Below are 17,933 nucleotides of genomic sequence, written 5' to 3' on the forward strand. Positions count from 1 at the left end.
TGTTTGTTTATAGATAAAGAATGACCGCATAATAAATTCCTATCGCAATAAAGAGGATGGCAACAATTTTGCGAAACCATTTTTCAAAGATTTGTACTCTGTTATAAAACTTGCCTAATCCGGCAACACTGTACGCCAATATCCAAGCAACAAGGATTACAGGTAGTCCCGTAGCAATAGCATAAATTACAGGTAAAAGATACCCGCCTGTTTCTGCTGCTGCCAAGGGCATAAGCATACCGAAATAGAAAACCCCACTTGTAGGACAAAAGGCGAGAGCAAATAAAACTCCTAATAACATAGCTCCCCAACTGCCTTTTGTTTTCTTCTTTAGACCCTCTCCGCCAATATTGACTTTTGGTATATTCAGTTTTATAATATCAAGCATGAATATTCCGATAATAATTAAAACCGGAGCAATCAACATTTCACCGTATTTACTGACTGCCTTTTGAACCATGAACATACTTGCACCCTCACGAAGAATAGGAATAAGAATGAAACCAAGTGCTGTATAAGTTACTATTCTGCCGAATGTATAAAGCAATCCGTTTATAAATATACGGTGATGGTTCTCTATATCCTTACTGATAAATCCTATTGCCGTTATATTAGTAGCCAAAGGACAAGGGCTAACTGCCGTTAAAGTCCCTAAGATAAAGGCTGTAATAGCAGGAATAGAACTATTGTCTAATAGTGATTGAAGAAAGTCCATCTTACAATGTTTTTAGTAATTCGTCAATCTTGTTTTTTATTCCCTCTTTAAATTTATCCGGTTCATTTCTTGCATTGGAGAAACTAAACTCCGTCATGTTATTTACATTCTCTTTACTGTCTTTCCAGCCATTCACAAACAAAGACGACCATGTAACTTCGTATTTATCTGCAATTTGCTCATTTTCCTTTTTGGATATATCTATCACCTTGAAGATGATTTTACCGTCCGCCTGTTCTTTGGAATAAAGGCTATCTAAAAGAGCTACCGTATTGGCTTCTATTGCCCGGCAGGTTATGCAACGTTGCGCACCGTGAAAATATAGAACTTCAACACGGTTAGTTTGATTTTCTTTTGCTATGCTGGTTTCTGTTTTATTCTTTGAACCATTACCACAGGAAATTAAAACGATTGTTGCAATCAGTAGATAAAATAACTTCTTCATAGTAAATAATTTATTTAGTTATCAATTCTTTCACTTCTGATAAGGATAATCTTTTTCCGGCAGATATGACTTTACCATCAATAACCAAAGCCGGGAGACTTAAAATATTATACTCCATGATTTTTAATAAATCTTCTTCCTTAATTAGAGTTGCATCGCAGCCCAGTTCTGAAATAGCTTGTTTTGTGGTTTCGTACAATGCCTTACAGCTTGAACACCCAGTTCCTAATACTTTGATTTCCATTTTCTATTCAATTATAAAGTTAATATACCAATCGTAATTCGTAGAACTACGAACATTATTCTCAAAAAAAGGTGCTGTTATCCACAGCACGATGTACCCGTACATTTACAATCACCCAAAAATGCAGCAAATAATTTACGGGCAAGTTCCCAATTCTCTCGGTTGATACAATACCGAACTTTTGGTGTTTCTATTTCCCCCTGAATTAACCCTGCATCTTTCAGTTCTTTTAAATGCTGCGAAACGGTTGCTTTAGCAATGGGTAGTACTTCGTGAATATCTCCGAAGAAACAACTTTCTTGTTTAGCTAAGAAACTAAGAATTGCCATTCGTGCCGGGTGACCCATAGCTTTAGCAAAACGAGCCATCTGTTCCTGTTCCTCTGTGTACTGCTTAGTTTTCACTTTTATATCTCCTTTCTTGTTTGTTGTTCGCAAAACTACGAACTATTTTTAAATTGGCAAAATAAAACAGATGATATTTTTTAGATTAAACATTTTTTAGGTGCAAGGTGCAAGTATATATCTATATATATAGCTTGCACCTTGCACCTACATGGAAACATTTATATTCAGGCATTTGCGTAATTCGGAAAAGAGTTGTATCTTTGAACCCGTGAGATAGGCAGACAAACAGCGGACAAAGCCGGACAAAAGCGTTAATAAAAATCGTTACTGTTTCGTTACCTATTTGAAATATTGGAAAATAAAAGACTGATTTATAGGCGGTTGGGCGTTTGGGTTCAGTACCCTGTCTCTCCGCTGGGAAGCAGCTTTTGGGCTGCTTTTTTGTTTTTATGGAGGGCGACGCCTCCGATGTCGTGAAACGAAAACGGGAGCGTTTTCTTAGTGTTTATTGAGTTTTTTGAAAGGAGAGATGCTCGAGTGGTTGAAGAGGCACGCCTGGAAAGCGTGTATACGCCAAAAGTGTATCGCGGGTTCGAATCCCGCTCTCTCCGCTGAATCTGAAATTTAGTCAAAACTTCTCGTTCTTTAGCCAAAAGTTCTTTTCATAGGTCAAAGTGTCTGGTATTTCTAGTACTCTTCTCTTGTATATCATTCTCTTTTCTGTATATTTGCGCCCGATATTTTTTTTGAGATATCACATTTTTGTAATTCTGAAAATAGACTTGATGGATAAAATAAATGCGGTAATTACTGGGGTCGGGGGATATGTGCCCGATTATGTGCTGACTAATGATGAAATTTCTAAAATGGTGGATACCACCGACGAATGGATCATGGGGCGTATCGGCATAAAAGAACGACATATCTTGAATGAAGAGGGGCTTGGAACTTCGTATATGGCCCGTAAGGCCGCCAAGCAGTTGATGCAACGCACAAAGAGTCGTCCCGATGATATCGATCTGGTCATTGTCGCCACTACCACTTCGGACTATCGTTTTCCTTCAACGGCATCTATCTTGTGCGAAAGGCTGGGGCTGAAGAATGCTTTCGCTTTCGATATGCAGGCGGTTTGCAGCGGTTTCCTGTATGCGATGGAAACGGGAGCGAATTTTATCCGTTCGGGGAAATATAAAAAGATTATTATTGTAGGTGCTGATAAGATGTCATCCGTAATCGATTATACGGACCGTGCCACTTGCCCTATCTTTGGCGACGGTGCGGCCGCTTTTATGCTGGAACCGACTACGGAAGAGGTCGGCATCATGGATTCGGTGTTGAGAACGGATGGTAAAGGGCTGCCTTTTCTGCATATAAAAGCGGGAGGTTCCGTATGTCCTCCTTCCTATTATTCATTGGATCATCATCTGCATTATATTTATCAGGAAGGCCGCACGGTGTTCAAGTATGCCGTAGCGAATATGTCGGATTCCTGTGAAGCTATTATCGCCAGAAACCATCTGACTAAGGAAGAGGTTGACTGGGTGATTCCTCATCAGGCTAACCAGCGTATCATTACCGCTGTGGCGCAACGACTCGAAGTACCGTCCGAGAAAGTGATGGTCAACATCGAACGTTATGGCAACACCAGTGCCGGCACGCTTCCGCTCTGCATCTGGGATTTTGAGAAAAAACTGAAGAAAGGCGATAATCTGATATTTACCGCATTCGGTGCGGGATTTGCCTGGGGAGCGGTTTATGTGAAGTGGGGATATGACCCCAAAGAAGATGCGTGACATATCGGATACCCGATACGTCACATCCTCTTTTGAAGGGCGGGGGAGACTTATTCCAGTTCCTCGATAATCTTCTTTACATCCACCGGTTGCAGTCGTCCGTACACCTTTTCGCCGATCATCACTACCGGAGCCAGTCCGCAGGCGCCTACGCAGCGCAGGCAATCCAGCGAATACTTTCCGTCGGGGGTGGTTTCTCCGACTTCGATGCCGAGTACCCGCTTGAACTCTTCCAGCAACTTCTCCGAACCACGTACGTAGCACGCCGTGCCCATGCAGACGGAAATCGGATGCTTTCCTTTGGGAGTCATCGTAAAGAAGGTGTAGAATGTCACAACTCCGTAGACTTTCGACACGGGGATTCTGAGTTTGGAGGCTATGATCCGTTGCATCTCTTCGGGCAGATAGCCGTGCAGATGTTGCGCTTCATGCAAAATATTGATTAATTCGCCCGCATTGTTCCCGTGCTTGTCGCAAATCGTCTTGACTTGTTCCACCACATCGCAGGCTAGTTTGATATCTGACATAATAGTACTTGTTTAAAGTTAATCAATCGATTTGTTGAAATAATGCGTGTGCAAGAGCATTTCCGATTTCTCACCCAGCGGTTTGCCGAGGTATTCTTCATACAGTTTCTGAATATACGGGTTGTCGTGAGATTTGCGCAAAGGTTTGTTGGCATCTTCCCGGTAAAGGGCGTTGGCACGGGCGTAGAGAACGTCCGAGTTGCCGTGATGCAACGGTTGCCCGCCACCTCCGATGCAGCCGCCGGGGCATGCCATGATTTCGATGACATGATATTCATTATGTCCGTTTCGTATATCTTCTAGTAAGTGCCTTGCGTTGCCTAGTCCGTGTGCGATGCCTACTTTCAGTTCAAATCCGTTCAGGTCGATGGTGGCGCGCCGGACACCGCTCAGTCCGCGTACCTGTTCAAAGTTGACATTCTTCAGCGGCTGTCCGGTGTAGATTTCATAAACGGAGCGCAGGGCGGCTTCCATGACACCACCCGTCGTACCGAAGATGACACCGGCGCCGGTCGATTCTCCCATAGGGTTGTCGAACGGGCTGTCCAGCACGAGGGTAAAGCCGATGTTGGCTCGCTTTATCAGGCGTGCCAGTTCGCGGGTGGAGATGGAGTAATCGACGTCGGGGACACCGTTTACTTTGAACTCGTCGCGGTCACATTCATATTTCTTGGCTAGGCAGGGCATGATGGAGACGACTACCAGCTTTTCGCGGGGAATTCCCATTTTCTCTGCCCAGTAAGACTTGGCGATGGAGCCGAACATCTGTTGCGGAGAACGGGCGGTAGAAGGGATATCCAGCATATCCGGGAAGTGGTGCTCGAAGAAGTTTACCCAAGCCGGGCAGCAGGAAGTCAGGATCGGAAGCCGGACGGATTTATCTCCGTCCAGATAGCGTGTCAGTCGGTTCAGGATTTCGGAACCTTCTTCCATGATGGTGAGGTCGGCGGCAAAGTCGGTATCGAATACATAGTCGAAACCCAGTTCGCGGAGGGCGTAAACCATTTTTCCGGTTACCAGTGTGCCGGGAGGCAAGCCGAATTCTTCTCCCAGGGCGGCACGTACGGCGGGGGCAGTCTGGACAATTACGATCTTATCGGGGTCGGCCAAATCGTCCAGAAGGCGGTTGGTGTAATCCCGTTCGGTCAGTGCGCCTACCGGACATACGGCTACGCATTGACCGCAGTAGGTACATTCGCTGTCTTTCATCATTCTGTCGAAGGCAGGGGCTATCGTTGTGTTGAATCCGCGGCGGATGGCTCCCAGTGCGCCGACTGTCTGTACATCGTTGCAGACGCTTTCGCATCGGCGGCAGAAGATACACTTGTCCATGTTGCGCACAATGGAGGAGGTCACTTCCCGTTTGCGGGGAGAAAGTTCGCCGCCGTTGAACGGCATTTCACGGATGTTGAAACGCAGTGCCAGTGTCTGGAGTTCACAGTTGCCGCATTTGGGACAGGTGAGACAGTCGTTGGGATGATCGGACAGGATCAGTTCGGCTACCACTTTCCGGGCGTTCATCACGCGTAGGGTACTGGTTTTCACCACCATCCCTTCCGTGCAACGGGTAGCGCAGGCGGGAGCCAGATTGCGGCGTCCTGCCACTTCGACTACACAGATGCGGCAGGAAGCGGGATTGTTCTTGATACAGGTTCCTTTCAGGTCGATGTGACACAGCGTAGGTATGTTGATGCCGATTTTGCAGGCGGCTTCGAGGATCGTGCTTCCTTCGGGTACGGTGATAAAGTGACCGTCTATCTGGAGGGTAATTTGTTTTTCTTCCATAGCAGTAGATTTTAACAGACAAGAATAGCTTTGAATTTACAGCGTGCCATACACATGCCGCACTTGATACATTTCTCGGGGTGGATGACATGAGGTTTGCGTACCAAGCCGCTGATGGCATCCGCCGGACAATTCTTGGCACACAGGTGGCAACCGATACAAAGTTCCGGATTAATGGTATAGGTCAGCAGGGACTTGCATTGTTTGGCGCGGCAGGTCTTGTCTCTGACATGTTCCAGATATTCGTCACGGAAGTTGTCGAGGGTAGACAACACCGGATTCGGGGACGTCTGTCCCAGTCCGCAGAGTGCCGTGTCTTTTATCACCCGTCCGAGGGTGGCAAGCGTGTCCAGGTCTTTTTCCGTGCCCCGTCCTTCCGTTATCTTGTTCAGCAGTTCCAGCAGGCGTTTGTTGCCGATACGGCATGGGGTACATTTACCGCAGGATTCTTCGACGGTAAAGTCGAGATAGAAACGGGCGACGGATACCATACAGTCATCTTCGTCCATCACGATCATGCCTCCCGATCCCATCATGGAACCGGCTGCCAGCAGGTTGTCGAAGTCAATGGGAGTATCCAGATGTTTCTCCGTCAGACAGCCCCCTGACGGACCGCCTGTCTGTACGGCTTTGAATTTCTTTCCTCCCTTGATGCCTCCGCCGATTTCGTAGATTACTTCCCGCAGGGTAGTTCCCATCGGTACTTCGATCAGTCCGACATTGTTGATCTTTCCGGCAAGAGCGAAGACTTTGGTGCCTTTGGAGCGTTCTGTTCCGATGGAGGCGAACCATTCGGCGCCTTTGGTCAGGATAATGGGAATATTGGCGAGGGTTTCCACATTGTTCACATTGGTCGGTTTGCCCAGATAACCGGATTCGGCGGGGAAAGGAGGTTTCAGGGTCGGCTCTCCCCGTTTTCCTTCCATCGAGTGGATGAGGGCGGTTTCCTCGCCGCAGACGAATGCGCCTGCTCCGTAACGGATCTCTATGTCGAAGCTGAAATCTGTCCCCAGGATGTGGTCCCCCAGTAATCCGTATTCACGGGCTTGCTCAATCGCTTTTTTGAGGCGGTTGATGGCCAGCGGATATTCGGCGCGGATGTAGACCAGTCCTTTGGAGGAACCGATGGAGTAACCGCAGATGCACATCGCTTCTACAATAGAGTGCGGGTCGCCTTCCATGATGGAGCGGTCCATGAAGGCGCCGGGGTCGCCTTCGTCGGCGTTGCAGACAACGTACTTTACGTTCGATACCTGCTTACTGGCAAATTCCCATTTCAAGCCGGTGGGGAAACCGCCACCGCCACGTCCCCGCAGTCCGGAGCGTTTGATGATGTCGATGACGTCGGCAGGCTGTTTGTTGAGAAGGCAGTCGGCCAGTGCGAAGTATCCTTCACGGGCGATGTATTCTTCTATATTTTCGGAGTCGATGAATCCGCAGTTGCGCAAGGCGATGCGGAGTTGTTTCCGGTAGAAGTCCATGTGTTTGGAGTCACTGACAGTTTGTTCGGTCTTCGGGTCTATGTAGAGCAGCCGTTCGATTCTTCGTCCTCCGATGATGTGTTCGCTGATGATTTCCTCCGCATCTTCGGGAGTGACTTGGGTATAGAACGTATTGTCAGGAATGATCTTTACGATGGGGCCCTTTTCGCAGAAGCCGAAGCAGCCTACTGTGATGACGTCTACTTTGTCGGTAATCCCGTTTCTTTCGATGGCTTTTTGAAGATTTTCAGTGATGCCCTGACTGGAAGAGGCTTTACAACCGGTACCTCCGCAAATAAGAATCTGGAGGTGTGTTGTTCCGGACGCCAGCCCGCAACATTTTTCGGAAACCTTTTCATTACTTTCTTCGCGCAATGAAAGATGGTGCTCCGCTCTCTTCCTGATTATTTGCAAATCATGGATAGATAGTATTTTCATAAGTATCAGAATTGTTAGATTTCTGCAAATATAATTCTTTGTTCGGAATTAGCGCTTTGTTTAGAGAAAATAAATATTCTTCTTTGGTGTCGGCTTGCGGAAGTATGGTATGAAATCTTTATTTTTAACACTTTTAATAGACGGTGTTAACTATAATAGTAGCATAAAAAAATTATCTTCGCATCGAAAAAGGGCGAATACCCATATGAATCCAACAATAGTTGGGGAGATTCGCAAGAACATTGTGGAGTGACTTATGGGGACCTGCCGGTACTGTATCTGAATGGGAAAATGCTCCTTGTATGAGTTTTATATAGCTTGATGGCAAGGATGTACAGCAAGAGTTCCGGCGGGGACGGGGAAACGTAAGTTGCCTCCCTGATACAAAGGGAAAAAAGGGGATTGTGATAGCCTGTAAGTGGTATGCTTGCAGGCTATCTTTTTGAGTATACTTGAATGTCCGGAGTATGAAGGCAGTCCGTACCGGTGAAAATAAAAACGGGTTTTCTGATACCAGTTAGGTAAATTATTCCTTATTTTCGTATTAAATACGTAGCAAACGTAAATAAGAAATGGAAGTATGAGACGAATTTTGTTAGGATTGTGTGTGCTTTTTTTCCTGAATGCGCACGGGCAGGAGATTCCGTTGCCGGAGAAGATGCCGCAGGATCATCCGAGAGTACTGACTACCCCGGAAGGAAAAAAAGAAACATGGAAGTTGATCAAGAAGGAAGCATGGGCACAAGATGTCTTTAACAAGCTGAAAGAACGGACGGAAGTATATACGCGACGTACGGAAAGTCAGCCGGACTGGTTATTATCCCGTTTGGCCATGTACTGGAAGTCGCATGCAACGGAAGTGTACGTGAAAGGTGAGGTGTTCGACCATGCCGGAGGCGCGAAGGCACCTGCTCCGACGGTTCGCTATACCGGAACACGAGGGACGGCCGCTACGCACGGTCGACCTAAGCTGGAAGATGTAGTACCTTATGACGATAGTGCGGAAGGAAACGTGACTTTCTGCAACAATGCCCTGAAAGGTCGTCCGCTGGAGAGTGTGCATCCGTCCAAGACCGGACGCAATATTGAAAGTCTGAACTGTGAGATTCTGGGAATTGCCCGTGACGCCGCTTTCCTCTATTGGATGACGGGAGAGGAAAAGTATGCCCGACTGGCTGCCGGCGTTTTCGATACTTATATGACGGGAATTTATTACAGAAATGTTCCTGTTGACCTGAATCACGGGCATCAGCAGACACTGGTGGGGCTGACTTCTTTTGAAGTGATCCATGAGGATGCTTTGCATATCGTTGTCCCTTTGTATGACTTCCTCTATCATTATCTGCAATCCAACTATCCGGATAAGATGATGATTTATGCCGGCGCATTGAAGAAATGGGCGGATAATATCATCGCCAACGGAGTCCCCCATAATAACTGGGATTTATTGCAGGCACGATATATCATGAACGTGGGACTGGTGCTGGAAGATAATAAAGAATATGCGGACGGGAAAGGACGCGAATACTATATTGACTACGTTATGAACCGTTCGAGCATCCGCCAGTGGAGTCTGACCAAGCTGGCCGATTACGGCTTTGACTCCGAAACGGGTATATGGGCGGAATGTCCGGGATACAGCAGTGTAGTCATCAATGACTACGCGAACTTCACCCATCAGTTTGACCACAATCTGCAATATGACTTGGTAAAGGCAATGCCTGTGCTGGCAAAAGCAGTAGCGACTACTCCGCAGTATCTTTTTCCGAACCGGATGATCTGTGGTTTCGGAGATACGCATCCAAGTTACTTAAGTACGAACTTCTTTATCCGGATGATACAGAATGCGCAGGCAAACGGAAAGAAAGAGCAGGAACGTTACTTCACCGCTTTGCTGAAATGTCTGAATCCGGAGGAAGGTAGCGAAAAAAGTGGCAAGAAGAATGTACGGGCCTCTGTCAACTCCTTCTTTGAGGACAAGCCGTTAGTGTTGGACCCGAAGGTGGAGGCGGGGAAAATCGAGGATTATGTATCTCCTCTGTTCTATGCCCCCAACGTATCGTGGCTGGTACAGCGCAACGGGATGCATCCGCGCAACAGTCTGATGATTTCTCTCAATGCTAGTGAAGGCAATCATATGCACGCGAATGGTATTTCGATGGAGCTTTATGGAAAAGGATATGTGCTGGGACCGGATGCGGGTATCGGACTTTTTCTGTATAGCGGTCTGGACTATGCGGAATATTACTCTCAATTCCCCAGTCATAATACGGTTTGTGTAGATGGCATTTCCAGTTATCCGGTGATGAAAAGTAATCATTCTTTCGATTTGCTTTCCTGTTTTCCGGCTTCGGCGGAACCGGGTAAAGGATTTACTTCCGTCACCTATAGTCAGGTAGCTTTCCGTGAGCCGGAGAGCAGGGCGGATCAGACTCGACTGATGGGCATTGTTACTACCGGTCCGGAGACAGGGTATTATGTGGATGTATTCCGCAGCCGGAAAGAACGGGGAGGCGATAAAATGCACGATTATTTCTACCATAATCTAGGTCAGACAATGACACTTACGGCTGCCGATGGTACGGACTTGAATTTGCAGCCTACCGAAGAGCTAGCTTTTGCAGGTGCCCATCTTTATGCTTATTCCTACTTATATGATAAGAAAGTGGCTACCACCGGTCAGGATGTGAAAGTGACTTTTACCATCGATATGAAGGATAAAGGCGGAGATGATATTTCCATGAATCTCTGGATGAAAGGAGAACCGGAACGGGAAGTGTTCACCGCACTGTCACCGATGACCGAAGGATTGAGCCGGACTCCCCATATGCCTTATAATATAAAGGAACAGCCTACGCTCACCTTCGTTGCCCGGCAGCATGGAGAAGCATGGAATCGTCCTTTTGTTGCTGTTTATGAACCAAGTACGCAGAAAGAGCCTTCGGCTATTCAGTCAGTCTCTTACTTTGATGCGGAAGAGCCCGGCTTGAAAGACTTTGCCGGTATCTGTGTGGAAAGTAAAAACGGGCGTACTGACCATATTTTCTCTTTGACGGATTCGTCGCAGACCGCAACCTATCAGGGAATGAAAGTGAAAGCGGACTATGCCGTAATCAGTAACGAATATGCGGGAAACCGGACGCTGTTTATAGGGAACGGAACGCAACTGATTGCATCCGGTATCAGTATCCAGACTTCGGAGGCTGCTAATGTGCTGCTCGAAAAGAAGCAGGGAAAATGGTATATTCTTTCTTCTGCCCCCTGTAAGATGGTGATTGACGGAAAAGCGGTGCAATCTGGAATAACCACCGAATTGACGTTATTGGCTGTACAATAAGAATCATTGTTAGATGAATAAACATATCATTGTTTTAATTGAACGATTGTTGTTTTGCGAGTTTTCATAAATATCTTTGATAGAGAATAGGTGAATCGTCTTTATTGTTCGTAATACTATAAAAGAATTTTATTCGATAATATCATGAAGAAATATTGGTTCTTATTATTAGCTGCATTATTAGGTGGTGCAACTTGTATCTTTGCTAAAGACACACTTGCAACTTGGAAGGCTCCCGCAGGAGTTGCTTTAAATAGTGATTTTACGGTTAAGGTCCGTTTGCAAGATGGAGTCTGGCATACCTTATCTTCTTATCTGATTAAGGTGGATGAGGTAAGAGATACACGACATTATGTAGAAAATGCTTCGATGGCAATTTTTGATTTTACAGGAAAAGTGGAAGTAGCCGTAACCTATAATTTGGGAGAAGTACAGACGGCAAAAGTCCGTCCTCTCTCGTATGATATCCCATTTCAGATCGATGGTAATACAGTAACTTTTACATTAGAGCATCCTCGAAATTTGTCAGTAGAAGTAAATGGGGATATTTTTCATAATTTTCACTTATTTACAGGATCTCCGGAAAGAACGATTCCGGACAAAGATAATCCGGAAGTAATTTACTTTGGTCCTGGAATACATACAGTTAAAAATGGGGAATTGAGAGTGCCATCCGGTAAGACTGTGTATCTGGCAGGAGGAGCTGTTTTAATGGGGCGTGTCCTAATCGAAAACGTACATGATGTAAAATTGCTAGGAAGAGGAATTATCGATCATTCTATAAAAGGAGGTATTCGTATTGCGAATTCCCGAGATGTCTATGTAGAAGGAATTGTTGCTACTCAATGTGCGACAGGAGGGTCGGAAAATGTTACTATCCGTAATGTCAAAAGTATTAGTTATTATGGGTGGGGAGATGGCATGAATGTTTTTGCGAGCAATAACGTATTATTTGATGGTGTCTTCTGCCGTAACTCAGATGATTGTACAACTGTTTATGGCACTCGTTTGGGATTTGAAGGAGGTTGTCGGAATATAACAATGCAGAATTCCACTCTTTGGGCAGATGTAGCCCATCCTATTTTTATTGGAATTCATGGTAATTCTAAAGCTCCCGAAGTTTTGGAAGATCTGAATTATATTAATATTGATATATTGGATCATAGAGAGAAACAAGTCGATTATCAAGGATGTATGGCTATTAATGCAGGTGATAACAATTTAATACGCAATGTTCATTTTGAGGACATCCGTGTTGAGAATTTCCGTCAGGGGCAACTTGTCAATTTACGTATCTTTTATAATGAAAAATACTGTACTGCTCCCGGAAGAGGAATTGAGAACGTATTGTTTAAGAATATATCCTATACCGGAGAGAATGCGGAACTTTCTATTATTGAAGGATATGATGAAAAACGTAAGGTAAAGAACATACGTTTTGAAAATTTGAAAATAAATGGAAAATTGATTGATGATAATATGCCGGACAAACCTCGGTGGTATAAGACTTCAGATATGGCACGCATATATGTAGGACCTCATGTGGAAAATATTGTTTTTACAAGTGATGTAGCTCAGTCACAACGTCGTTTTGTTCATCCGGGTATTACTTATACGCAAGGTGACCTCGATCGTATGAAAGCAATGGTAGAAGCCAGACAAGAACCTTATTATTCTACCTTTTTGAAATTGAAGGAGTCTTCTTATTCATCACTTGATGCACCTGTGGTGAATCGTGGAGAGCAAATAAAGGAAGGGCGATTTAATGCTACAATCGGGGTGGATGGGCGTCGTGCTCATGATTTAGCTCTTCTTTGGCACTTGACAGGAGAAGAAGCCTATGCACGTAAGGCTGTAGAATATTTGAATGCAAATTCTTATTATACTAATACTAGTAGCCGTGGTACAGGACCGTTGGATAATGGGAAAATTTATTTGTTGATTGATGCGGCTGAAATGATGAGAGATTATTCTGGATGGACACGGCAAGATCAGCAACGTTTCAAAGATATGCTGGTTTATCCGGGGTATAGTAATACGGAAAATTATTCTGCTAAATATGCTAATTATCTGGATGATACAAAAAATGGAGTAACTTTTTATTGGAATATCTATAATTTTGATGCAGCGCGTTTCGGTAATCAAGGATTGTTTGCAGCACGCAGTATGATGGCAATGGCTATCTATCTTGATAATGAGATAATGTATGACCGTGCTTATCGCTATTTACTGGGAATGAAACATCGTAAAGATGATTTGCCATATCCTTCAGGACCGGCTATTTCCAGCGATCAACCCATTCATGTTTCTCCTACTATGATTGATTATAAATTGTTACAACGGAAGAATGATATTCAGGATTATGGTTATGACGAACAGCTTCAATATTATATTTATCCTAATGGTCAGTGTCAGGAATCCAGTCGTGATCAGGGACATGTATTAGCCGGGTTGCACAATTATGTTGCTATTGCAGAAATGGCATGGAATCAGGGGGATTCTTTATATAGTAGTTTGGACAATCGTTTATTGCTCGGGCTAGAATGGAGTTATCGTTATAACCTGTCAAGTATTCAATCTTACAAAAAACAGGAAACACCTTGGGAGCCAACAGGATTAACAAAGGATATGAATGAAGTCACATTTGATAACGGGAAATATCTCCAGATAAAAAGTCGTAGCGGACGTTGGGAGTCTGTGAATATCTCCTCTCATGGACGGGGAGATGTTGCCGGGACAGGAGGAACCAGAGAAATGGCATTGGCACATTATGCGGTGCGTAGTGGATTACCGGCTGAAAAATATACCTGGTTACAGCGTTATCGTGATTATATGATAGAACGTTATGGATGTGAGAATTGGGGAGTAGCCCCGAATTGGTTTTATGAGTGGACTGGTTGGGGGACTTTAACTAAGCGACTGACCCCTTGGATGGCAGGTGATCCGGTTACTTTTTCTACAGGTAAGCGAGTTTCCGGTTTGCATCAATTGCCCAGTACAATTTTGGCTGCTGATTATGATTATTATTGTATATCAGAAAATCCTGAAGGGCATACCTATCATAATATAGGGACAGTACGTGGAAATGAGTATCGTCCGGATGGAGCAGTTGAATTACAGAAAATAGATAATAAATACGTAGTGGTTCAGGTAGAAGACGGCGAGTGGATGAATTATACTGTTAATATCCCTAAAAGTGGAGCTTACGCTGTTTATCTTACTTATTCGGCAAATTCCTCTTCACATGTAGCAATGGCCTCTGATCAGGGATTAGAAATCTCGTCTTCGATCCCTTCTTCTAAAAAGTGGAAAGAAACAAAACTTGGCGAACTTTCACTTTCGGCTGGTGCCTGTGTATTGCGTTTACGTGTTGACAAGGCCGGACAAAAGTTATGTCTCAGTGCTTTCCGATTGGAAAAAGTAGAAAGGGATAGATAAAGTGGTGATATGATATAAGTATGTGTGAAGCATTTTTAGGGAGTAATTAACGTATTACTCAAGTAATTTGTAGGAAAATATAGAAAAAGAACAGAAAAATGATCATTATGATATTATAAATTACTATTTTTGTGCACTCTGTTACAGGATGATATTCTGATCCTGATAATTGAACCGTTGAGCATGTTTTATATTATAAATGATAGATATATGAAATTATTAATTTTTATTTCGTTATTTGGAGGCTTATTGTTAGCCTCTTGTGGTAGCAGTAGTTCACAAAAAAATGCAAGTACACAAGAAGTAAATCCGGCAGACACTATTTATTTAGGTGATTTACGTGAAAAATTTGAAGGAGATAGTATTTTCTTTAAGGTGGTTGCTCCTGACTTGATGCTGATGGATTACCAGTATTTCTGGGCGGCTACAGAGTCTGAAGCTGTGGAGAAAGGACTGACTAAAGAATATTATAAGCGTGTTAAGAAAGAAATTTCAGAAACCAATGAAGCAATTAAAAAAGGTGTAATGAAAGGTGCGGATGTAAAACGTATACCGGATTTCCAAGAAGGACAAAAGAAATAAATCGTTTCAAAGAGAAATTGATTATTGCTATGATAGATAAAAAGAAGGGAGATGTTAAATATGACTTCTCCCTTCTTTTTTGCATCAATGTCTGGTGAAAGAGAATCATAATTTCATCTGACGTTTTATTTCATCATCCACTACCGTCATCATACCCTCTACTTGCGCCAGTGCCAGCATACGTCCATAAAAAGAATAGCCTGGATTATACCCCTTGTCTTCATCTCCCAGCATCATTCTCCCGTGATCAATGCGCATAGGTAATCCCGGATTTTCTTTCTCAAAGATTCGGATAAGGTCAATGATATGTCCTCTTCCTGCCAGGTGAGAACTTTCAATGAAGTTTCCACCCGGCATGGCGGCTGTGCTGCGTAGGTGTATAAAGTGCGTACGTTTAGCAAACTTCTTTGCCAATTCGCGGGTATCATTGTGTTCGCCGGCACTCAAGGAACCTGCACAGAATGTCAGTCCGTTGTGCGGATTGTCTACTGCATTCAGGAACCAGGCTATATCTTCTTCATTGGTGACGATACGAGGAAGACCAAGAACCTGGAATGGAGGATCGTCGGGATGCACGCACATATTCACTCCGTATTCTTCGCAAACCGGCATAATGGCAGAAAGAAAGTGACACATATTTTCTCGCAGGATGTCACGGTTAATATCTTTGTACAAAGTTAACAACCGTTTGAAAAGGACGACCGGTTCTTTGTCTCCTTCTTTGATGTTCCCATTGACAAATCCTTGTGTCTTAACGATAATGGTATCAATCAGATCATCCTTCTCTTTTTCGGTGATCACTTGATCCAGTTCGGAAACTTTATGAAGTTCTTCTTCCGTATAATCCTTTTCAGCCCCTTCCCGTTCCAGTATCTTCATGTCGAAATAGGCGAAACGGATACGGTCATAATACAATGAGCTAGTACCGTCGGGGCAGAGGTACTGCAAGTCTGTACGTATCCAGTCGATGACTGGCATAAAGTTATAGCAAACAGTTTTTATTCCACATTTACCTAGATTGGTAAGGCTTACTTTGTAGTTCTCTATCAACTGTTCACGTTCTGTCCCACCATATTTGATCGCTTCGCATACGGGCAAACTTTCTACTACAGACCAGCGCAGTCCGTATGATTCTATATAGGATTTCAGAGCATTAATCGCTTCTATTGTCCATATTTCTCCGTTCGGTATGTCGTGCAAAGCTGTAACAATCCCTTCCACACCTATTTGCCGGAGCATTGGCAAGGTAATCTTGTCTTTCTTGCCAAACCATCTCCATGTTTTTTCCATCATAGTTTCTTCTCTTTATACGCCGCTGAATGCACTGAATCCACCGTCGATAGGCAACATTGCACCGGTTACAAAACTGGCAGCTTCGCTACACAAAAATTGTACGGCACCGTTCAATTCTTTAATATCACCAAAACGGTTCATCGGTGTCTTGGCTAAAACCTTTTTGCTTCTGTCAGTCAGCGAGCCATCCGGATTGATAAGTACGCGACGGTTCTGATCGCCGATAAAGAAACCGGGAGCAATGGCATTTACACGGATGCCGTCACCATATTTCAGAGCCATCTCACTGGCAAGCCATTGTGTAAAGTTAGCTACAGCTGTTTTTGCAGCCGAATACCCCGGCACACGGGTGATGGCACTATAAGCAGCCATAGAAGACACATTGATAATGCAACCTTTTTTCTGCTCTGCCATCACTTTACCAAAGATCATAGACGGATAGACTGTACCGTTCATATTCAGACTGGTCACTTTCTCCCAACAGGAAATGTCCATATCATAGAAGTTCTGATCCGATTCAAGAGTGGCTCCCGGCATGTTGCCTCCGGCAATATTCAACAGAATATCAATCTGTCCCCATTGGGCAACAATCTCTTCCGCTACTTTTTCCAGACTGGCGATGTCCAGCACGTCTCCAATAATACCGATAACATCCTGACCATATTGTTTAAGTTCTGCTACACGGTTGTCCAGTTGTTCCTGACGGATGTCGATAGCTACAACTTTTGCTCCCTGCTGTACAAAGTGCTGGGCGATATTTCCTCCCAACACACCACCTGCTCCGGTAATTACAGCTACCTTACCGGCAATACTAAATAATTCGTTCATGGTTTTATTTATTATTTATATGAATTCATTGCTGTCCCATTAAAATCTAAAAGAGTTCTTTGAAATATTTGAAATTTAGTTAGTTACAGCGATTTTCCGAGCGAACGGACTTGAATTTGTAGCTTTGCATCAGATTAATCCGATGGCATATGTTCCAAGACAAATACGTTTTCGCTCAATTGGCTTCATTTCTGAATCGAAGTAAGTTTAACCGCATAGTCACCAAGTATGATGGTGATAAATATGTGAAGCACTTCACCTGCTGGAATCAACTACTTGCTTTGATGTTTGGTCAACTTTCTAATCGTGAAAGTCTGCGAGATTTGATAGTTGCTCTTGAAGCTCATCATTCCAAATGTTATCATTTAGGAATGGGTAAAAATGTATCAAAGTCATCGCTGGCAAGAGCAAATCAAGATAGAGACTATCACATCTTTGAAGAATATGCTTACTACCTGGTTAGCGAAGCACGACAAAAGTGTGCTAATCATATTTTCAAACTTGGCGGTAACGTTTATGCTTTCGATTCGACAACTATTGACCTGTGCCTTTCAGTCTTTTGGTGGGCAAAATTCCGCAAAAAGAAAGGTGGTATCAAAGTGCATACATTATATGATGTGGAAACACAGATTCCTGCATTCTTTCATATCACGGAAGCATCCGTACACGATTACTAAAGT

Annotated in this window: 14 protein-coding genes and 1 tRNA gene; 6 read left to right on the forward strand and 9 right to left on the reverse strand. The window is 44.0% G+C overall.

The genetic code is table 11. The annotated features are described in order from the left end of the window. Nucleotides 1-7: 7 nt before the first annotated feature. The 4 genes from BT_RS00575 to BT_RS00590 form a co-directional block, all read right to left on the reverse strand. Nucleotides 8-715, reverse strand: coding sequence for an aromatic aminobenezylarsenical efflux permease ArsG family transporter (locus tag BT_RS00575; protein ID WP_011107126.1), 708 nt, complete (start codon nt 713-715; stop codon nt 8-10). A 1-nt stretch (nt 716) separates the two neighbouring features. Then, on the reverse strand, nt 717-1,160 hold the full coding sequence (locus BT_RS00580) for a nitrophenyl compound nitroreductase subunit ArsF family protein (RefSeq protein WP_004292399.1): 444 nt from the start codon (nt 1,158-1,160) through the stop codon (nt 717-719). Nucleotides 1,161-1,170: 10 nt separating this feature from the next. Next, nucleotides 1,171-1,404: a thioredoxin family protein gene (locus tag BT_RS00585; protein ID WP_004292400.1), complete on the reverse strand. Its 234-nt coding sequence runs from the start codon at nt 1,402-1,404 to the stop codon at nt 1,171-1,173. A gap of 77 nt (nt 1,405-1,481) precedes the next feature. After that, nucleotides 1,482-1,808 (reverse strand): ArsR/SmtB family transcription factor, encoded by a 327-nt coding sequence (locus tag BT_RS00590; protein WP_118195647.1) that lies wholly within the window; start codon nt 1,806-1,808, stop codon nt 1,482-1,484. Nucleotides 1,809-2,274: 466 nt separating this feature from the next. On the opposite strand from BT_RS00590, the gene BT_RS00595 reads away from it, so the two are divergent. Then, nucleotides 2,275-2,362 (forward strand) — tRNA-Ser (locus tag BT_RS00595). A gap of 174 nt (nt 2,363-2,536) precedes the next feature. Beyond that, a complete protein-coding gene (locus BT_RS00600; RefSeq protein WP_011107128.1) occupies nt 2,537-3,544 on the forward strand; it encodes a beta-ketoacyl-ACP synthase III in 1,008 nt (335 codons plus the stop codon). A 50-nt stretch (nt 3,545-3,594) separates the two neighbouring features. Here BT_RS00600 and nuoE read toward each other — a convergent pair whose 3' ends face one another. The 3 genes from nuoE to nuoF are packed head-to-tail and all read right to left on the reverse strand — an operon-like array spanning nt 3,595 to nt 7,775. Beyond that, a complete protein-coding gene (nuoE, locus tag BT_RS00605) occupies nt 3,595-4,071 on the reverse strand; it encodes an NADH-quinone oxidoreductase subunit NuoE (protein WP_008766748.1) in 477 nt (158 codons plus the stop codon). 18 nt (nt 4,072-4,089) lie between these two features. Beyond that, a complete protein-coding gene (locus tag BT_RS00610; RefSeq protein WP_008766747.1) occupies nt 4,090-5,856 on the reverse strand; it encodes an NADH-dependent [FeFe] hydrogenase, group A6 in 1,767 nt (588 codons plus the stop codon). 11 nt (nt 5,857-5,867) lie between these two features. Beyond that, nucleotides 5,868-7,775, reverse strand: coding sequence for an NADH-quinone oxidoreductase subunit NuoF (gene nuoF / locus BT_RS00615; RefSeq protein WP_008766746.1), 1,908 nt, complete (start codon nt 7,773-7,775; stop codon nt 5,868-5,870). Nucleotides 7,776-8,355: 580 nt separating this feature from the next. On the opposite strand from nuoF, the gene BT_RS00620 reads away from it, so the two are divergent. The 3 genes from BT_RS00620 (at nt 8,356) to BT_RS00630 (ending at nt 15,132) form a co-directional block, all read left to right on the forward strand. Next, nucleotides 8,356-11,112: a heparinase II/III family protein gene (locus tag BT_RS00620; protein ID WP_011107129.1), complete on the forward strand. Its 2,757-nt coding sequence runs from the start codon at nt 8,356-8,358 to the stop codon at nt 11,110-11,112. A gap of 144 nt (nt 11,113-11,256) precedes the next feature. Next, a complete protein-coding gene (locus tag BT_RS24880; protein WP_008766744.1) occupies nt 11,257-14,550 on the forward strand; it encodes an alginate lyase family protein in 3,294 nt (1,097 codons plus the stop codon). A gap of 210 nt (nt 14,551-14,760) precedes the next feature. Beyond that, complete coding sequence (locus BT_RS00630; protein ID WP_008766743.1) at nt 14,761-15,132, forward strand: hypothetical protein; 372 nt, start codon at nt 14,761-14,763, stop codon at nt 15,130-15,132. A 105-nt stretch (nt 15,133-15,237) separates the two neighbouring features. On the opposite strand, the gene uxuA is transcribed toward BT_RS00630, so the two are convergent. Together uxuA and BT_RS00640 are read right to left on the reverse strand one after the other, a co-directional pair. Continuing rightward, entirely contained in the window at nt 15,238-16,425 is a 1,188-nt protein-coding gene (uxuA, locus tag BT_RS00635) for a mannonate dehydratase (RefSeq protein WP_008766742.1), read from the reverse strand. Between the two features lie 12 nt (nt 16,426-16,437). Continuing rightward, a complete protein-coding gene (locus BT_RS00640) occupies nt 16,438-17,253 on the reverse strand; it encodes an SDR family oxidoreductase (protein WP_008766741.1) in 816 nt (271 codons plus the stop codon). Nucleotides 17,254-17,402: 149 nt separating this feature from the next. On the opposite strand from BT_RS00640, the gene BT_RS24810 reads away from it, so the two are divergent. Beyond that, nucleotides 17,403-17,930 (forward strand): IS4 family transposase, encoded by a 528-nt coding sequence (locus tag BT_RS24810; protein WP_164927903.1) that lies wholly within the window; start codon nt 17,403-17,405, stop codon nt 17,928-17,930. Nucleotides 17,931-17,933 lie beyond the last annotated feature (3 nt).

Origin of the sequence: Bacteroides thetaiotaomicron VPI-5482, assembly GCF_000011065.1 — a bacterium.
GTDB lineage: Bacteria > Bacteroidota > Bacteroidia > Bacteroidales > Bacteroidaceae > Bacteroides > Bacteroides thetaiotaomicron.

What these genes read in the sequence shown, in the direction of transcription:
- BT_RS00600 (WP_011107128.1), top strand. Translation starts at nt 2,537, where the DNA reads ATGGATAAAATAAATGCGGTAATTACTGGGGTCGGGGGATATGTGCCC.
- BT_RS24810 (WP_164927903.1), top strand. Translation starts at nt 17,403, where the DNA reads ATGTTCCAAGACAAATACGTTTTCGCTCAATTGGCTTCATTTCTGAAT.
- BT_RS00585 (WP_004292400.1), bottom strand. Translation starts at nt 1,404, where the DNA reads ATGGAAATCAAAGTATTAGGAACTGGGTGTTCAAGCTGTAAGGCATTG.
- nuoE (WP_008766748.1), bottom strand. Translation starts at nt 4,071, where the DNA reads ATGTCAGATATCAAACTAGCCTGCGATGTGGTGGAACAAGTCAAGACG.
- BT_RS00640 (WP_008766741.1), bottom strand. Translation starts at nt 17,253, where the DNA reads ATGAACGAATTATTTAGTATTGCCGGTAAGGTAGCTGTAATTACCGGA.
- BT_RS00630 (WP_008766743.1), top strand. Translation starts at nt 14,761, where the DNA reads ATGAAATTATTAATTTTTATTTCGTTATTTGGAGGCTTATTGTTAGCC.
- BT_RS00580 (WP_004292399.1), bottom strand. Translation starts at nt 1,160, where the DNA reads ATGAAGAAGTTATTTTATCTACTGATTGCAACAATCGTTTTAATTTCC.
- BT_RS00610 (WP_008766747.1), bottom strand. Translation starts at nt 5,856, where the DNA reads ATGGAAGAAAAACAAATTACCCTCCAGATAGACGGTCACTTTATCACC.
- uxuA (WP_008766742.1), bottom strand. Translation starts at nt 16,425, where the DNA reads ATGATGGAAAAAACATGGAGATGGTTTGGCAAGAAAGACAAGATTACC.
- BT_RS00575 (WP_011107126.1), bottom strand. Translation starts at nt 715, where the DNA reads ATGGACTTTCTTCAATCACTATTAGACAATAGTTCTATTCCTGCTATT.
- nuoF (WP_008766746.1), bottom strand. Translation starts at nt 7,775, where the DNA reads ATGAAAATACTATCTATCCATGATTTGCAAATAATCAGGAAGAGAGCG.
- BT_RS00620 (WP_011107129.1), top strand. Translation starts at nt 8,356, where the DNA reads ATGAGACGAATTTTGTTAGGATTGTGTGTGCTTTTTTTCCTGAATGCG.
- BT_RS24880 (WP_008766744.1), top strand. Translation starts at nt 11,257, where the DNA reads ATGAAGAAATATTGGTTCTTATTATTAGCTGCATTATTAGGTGGTGCA.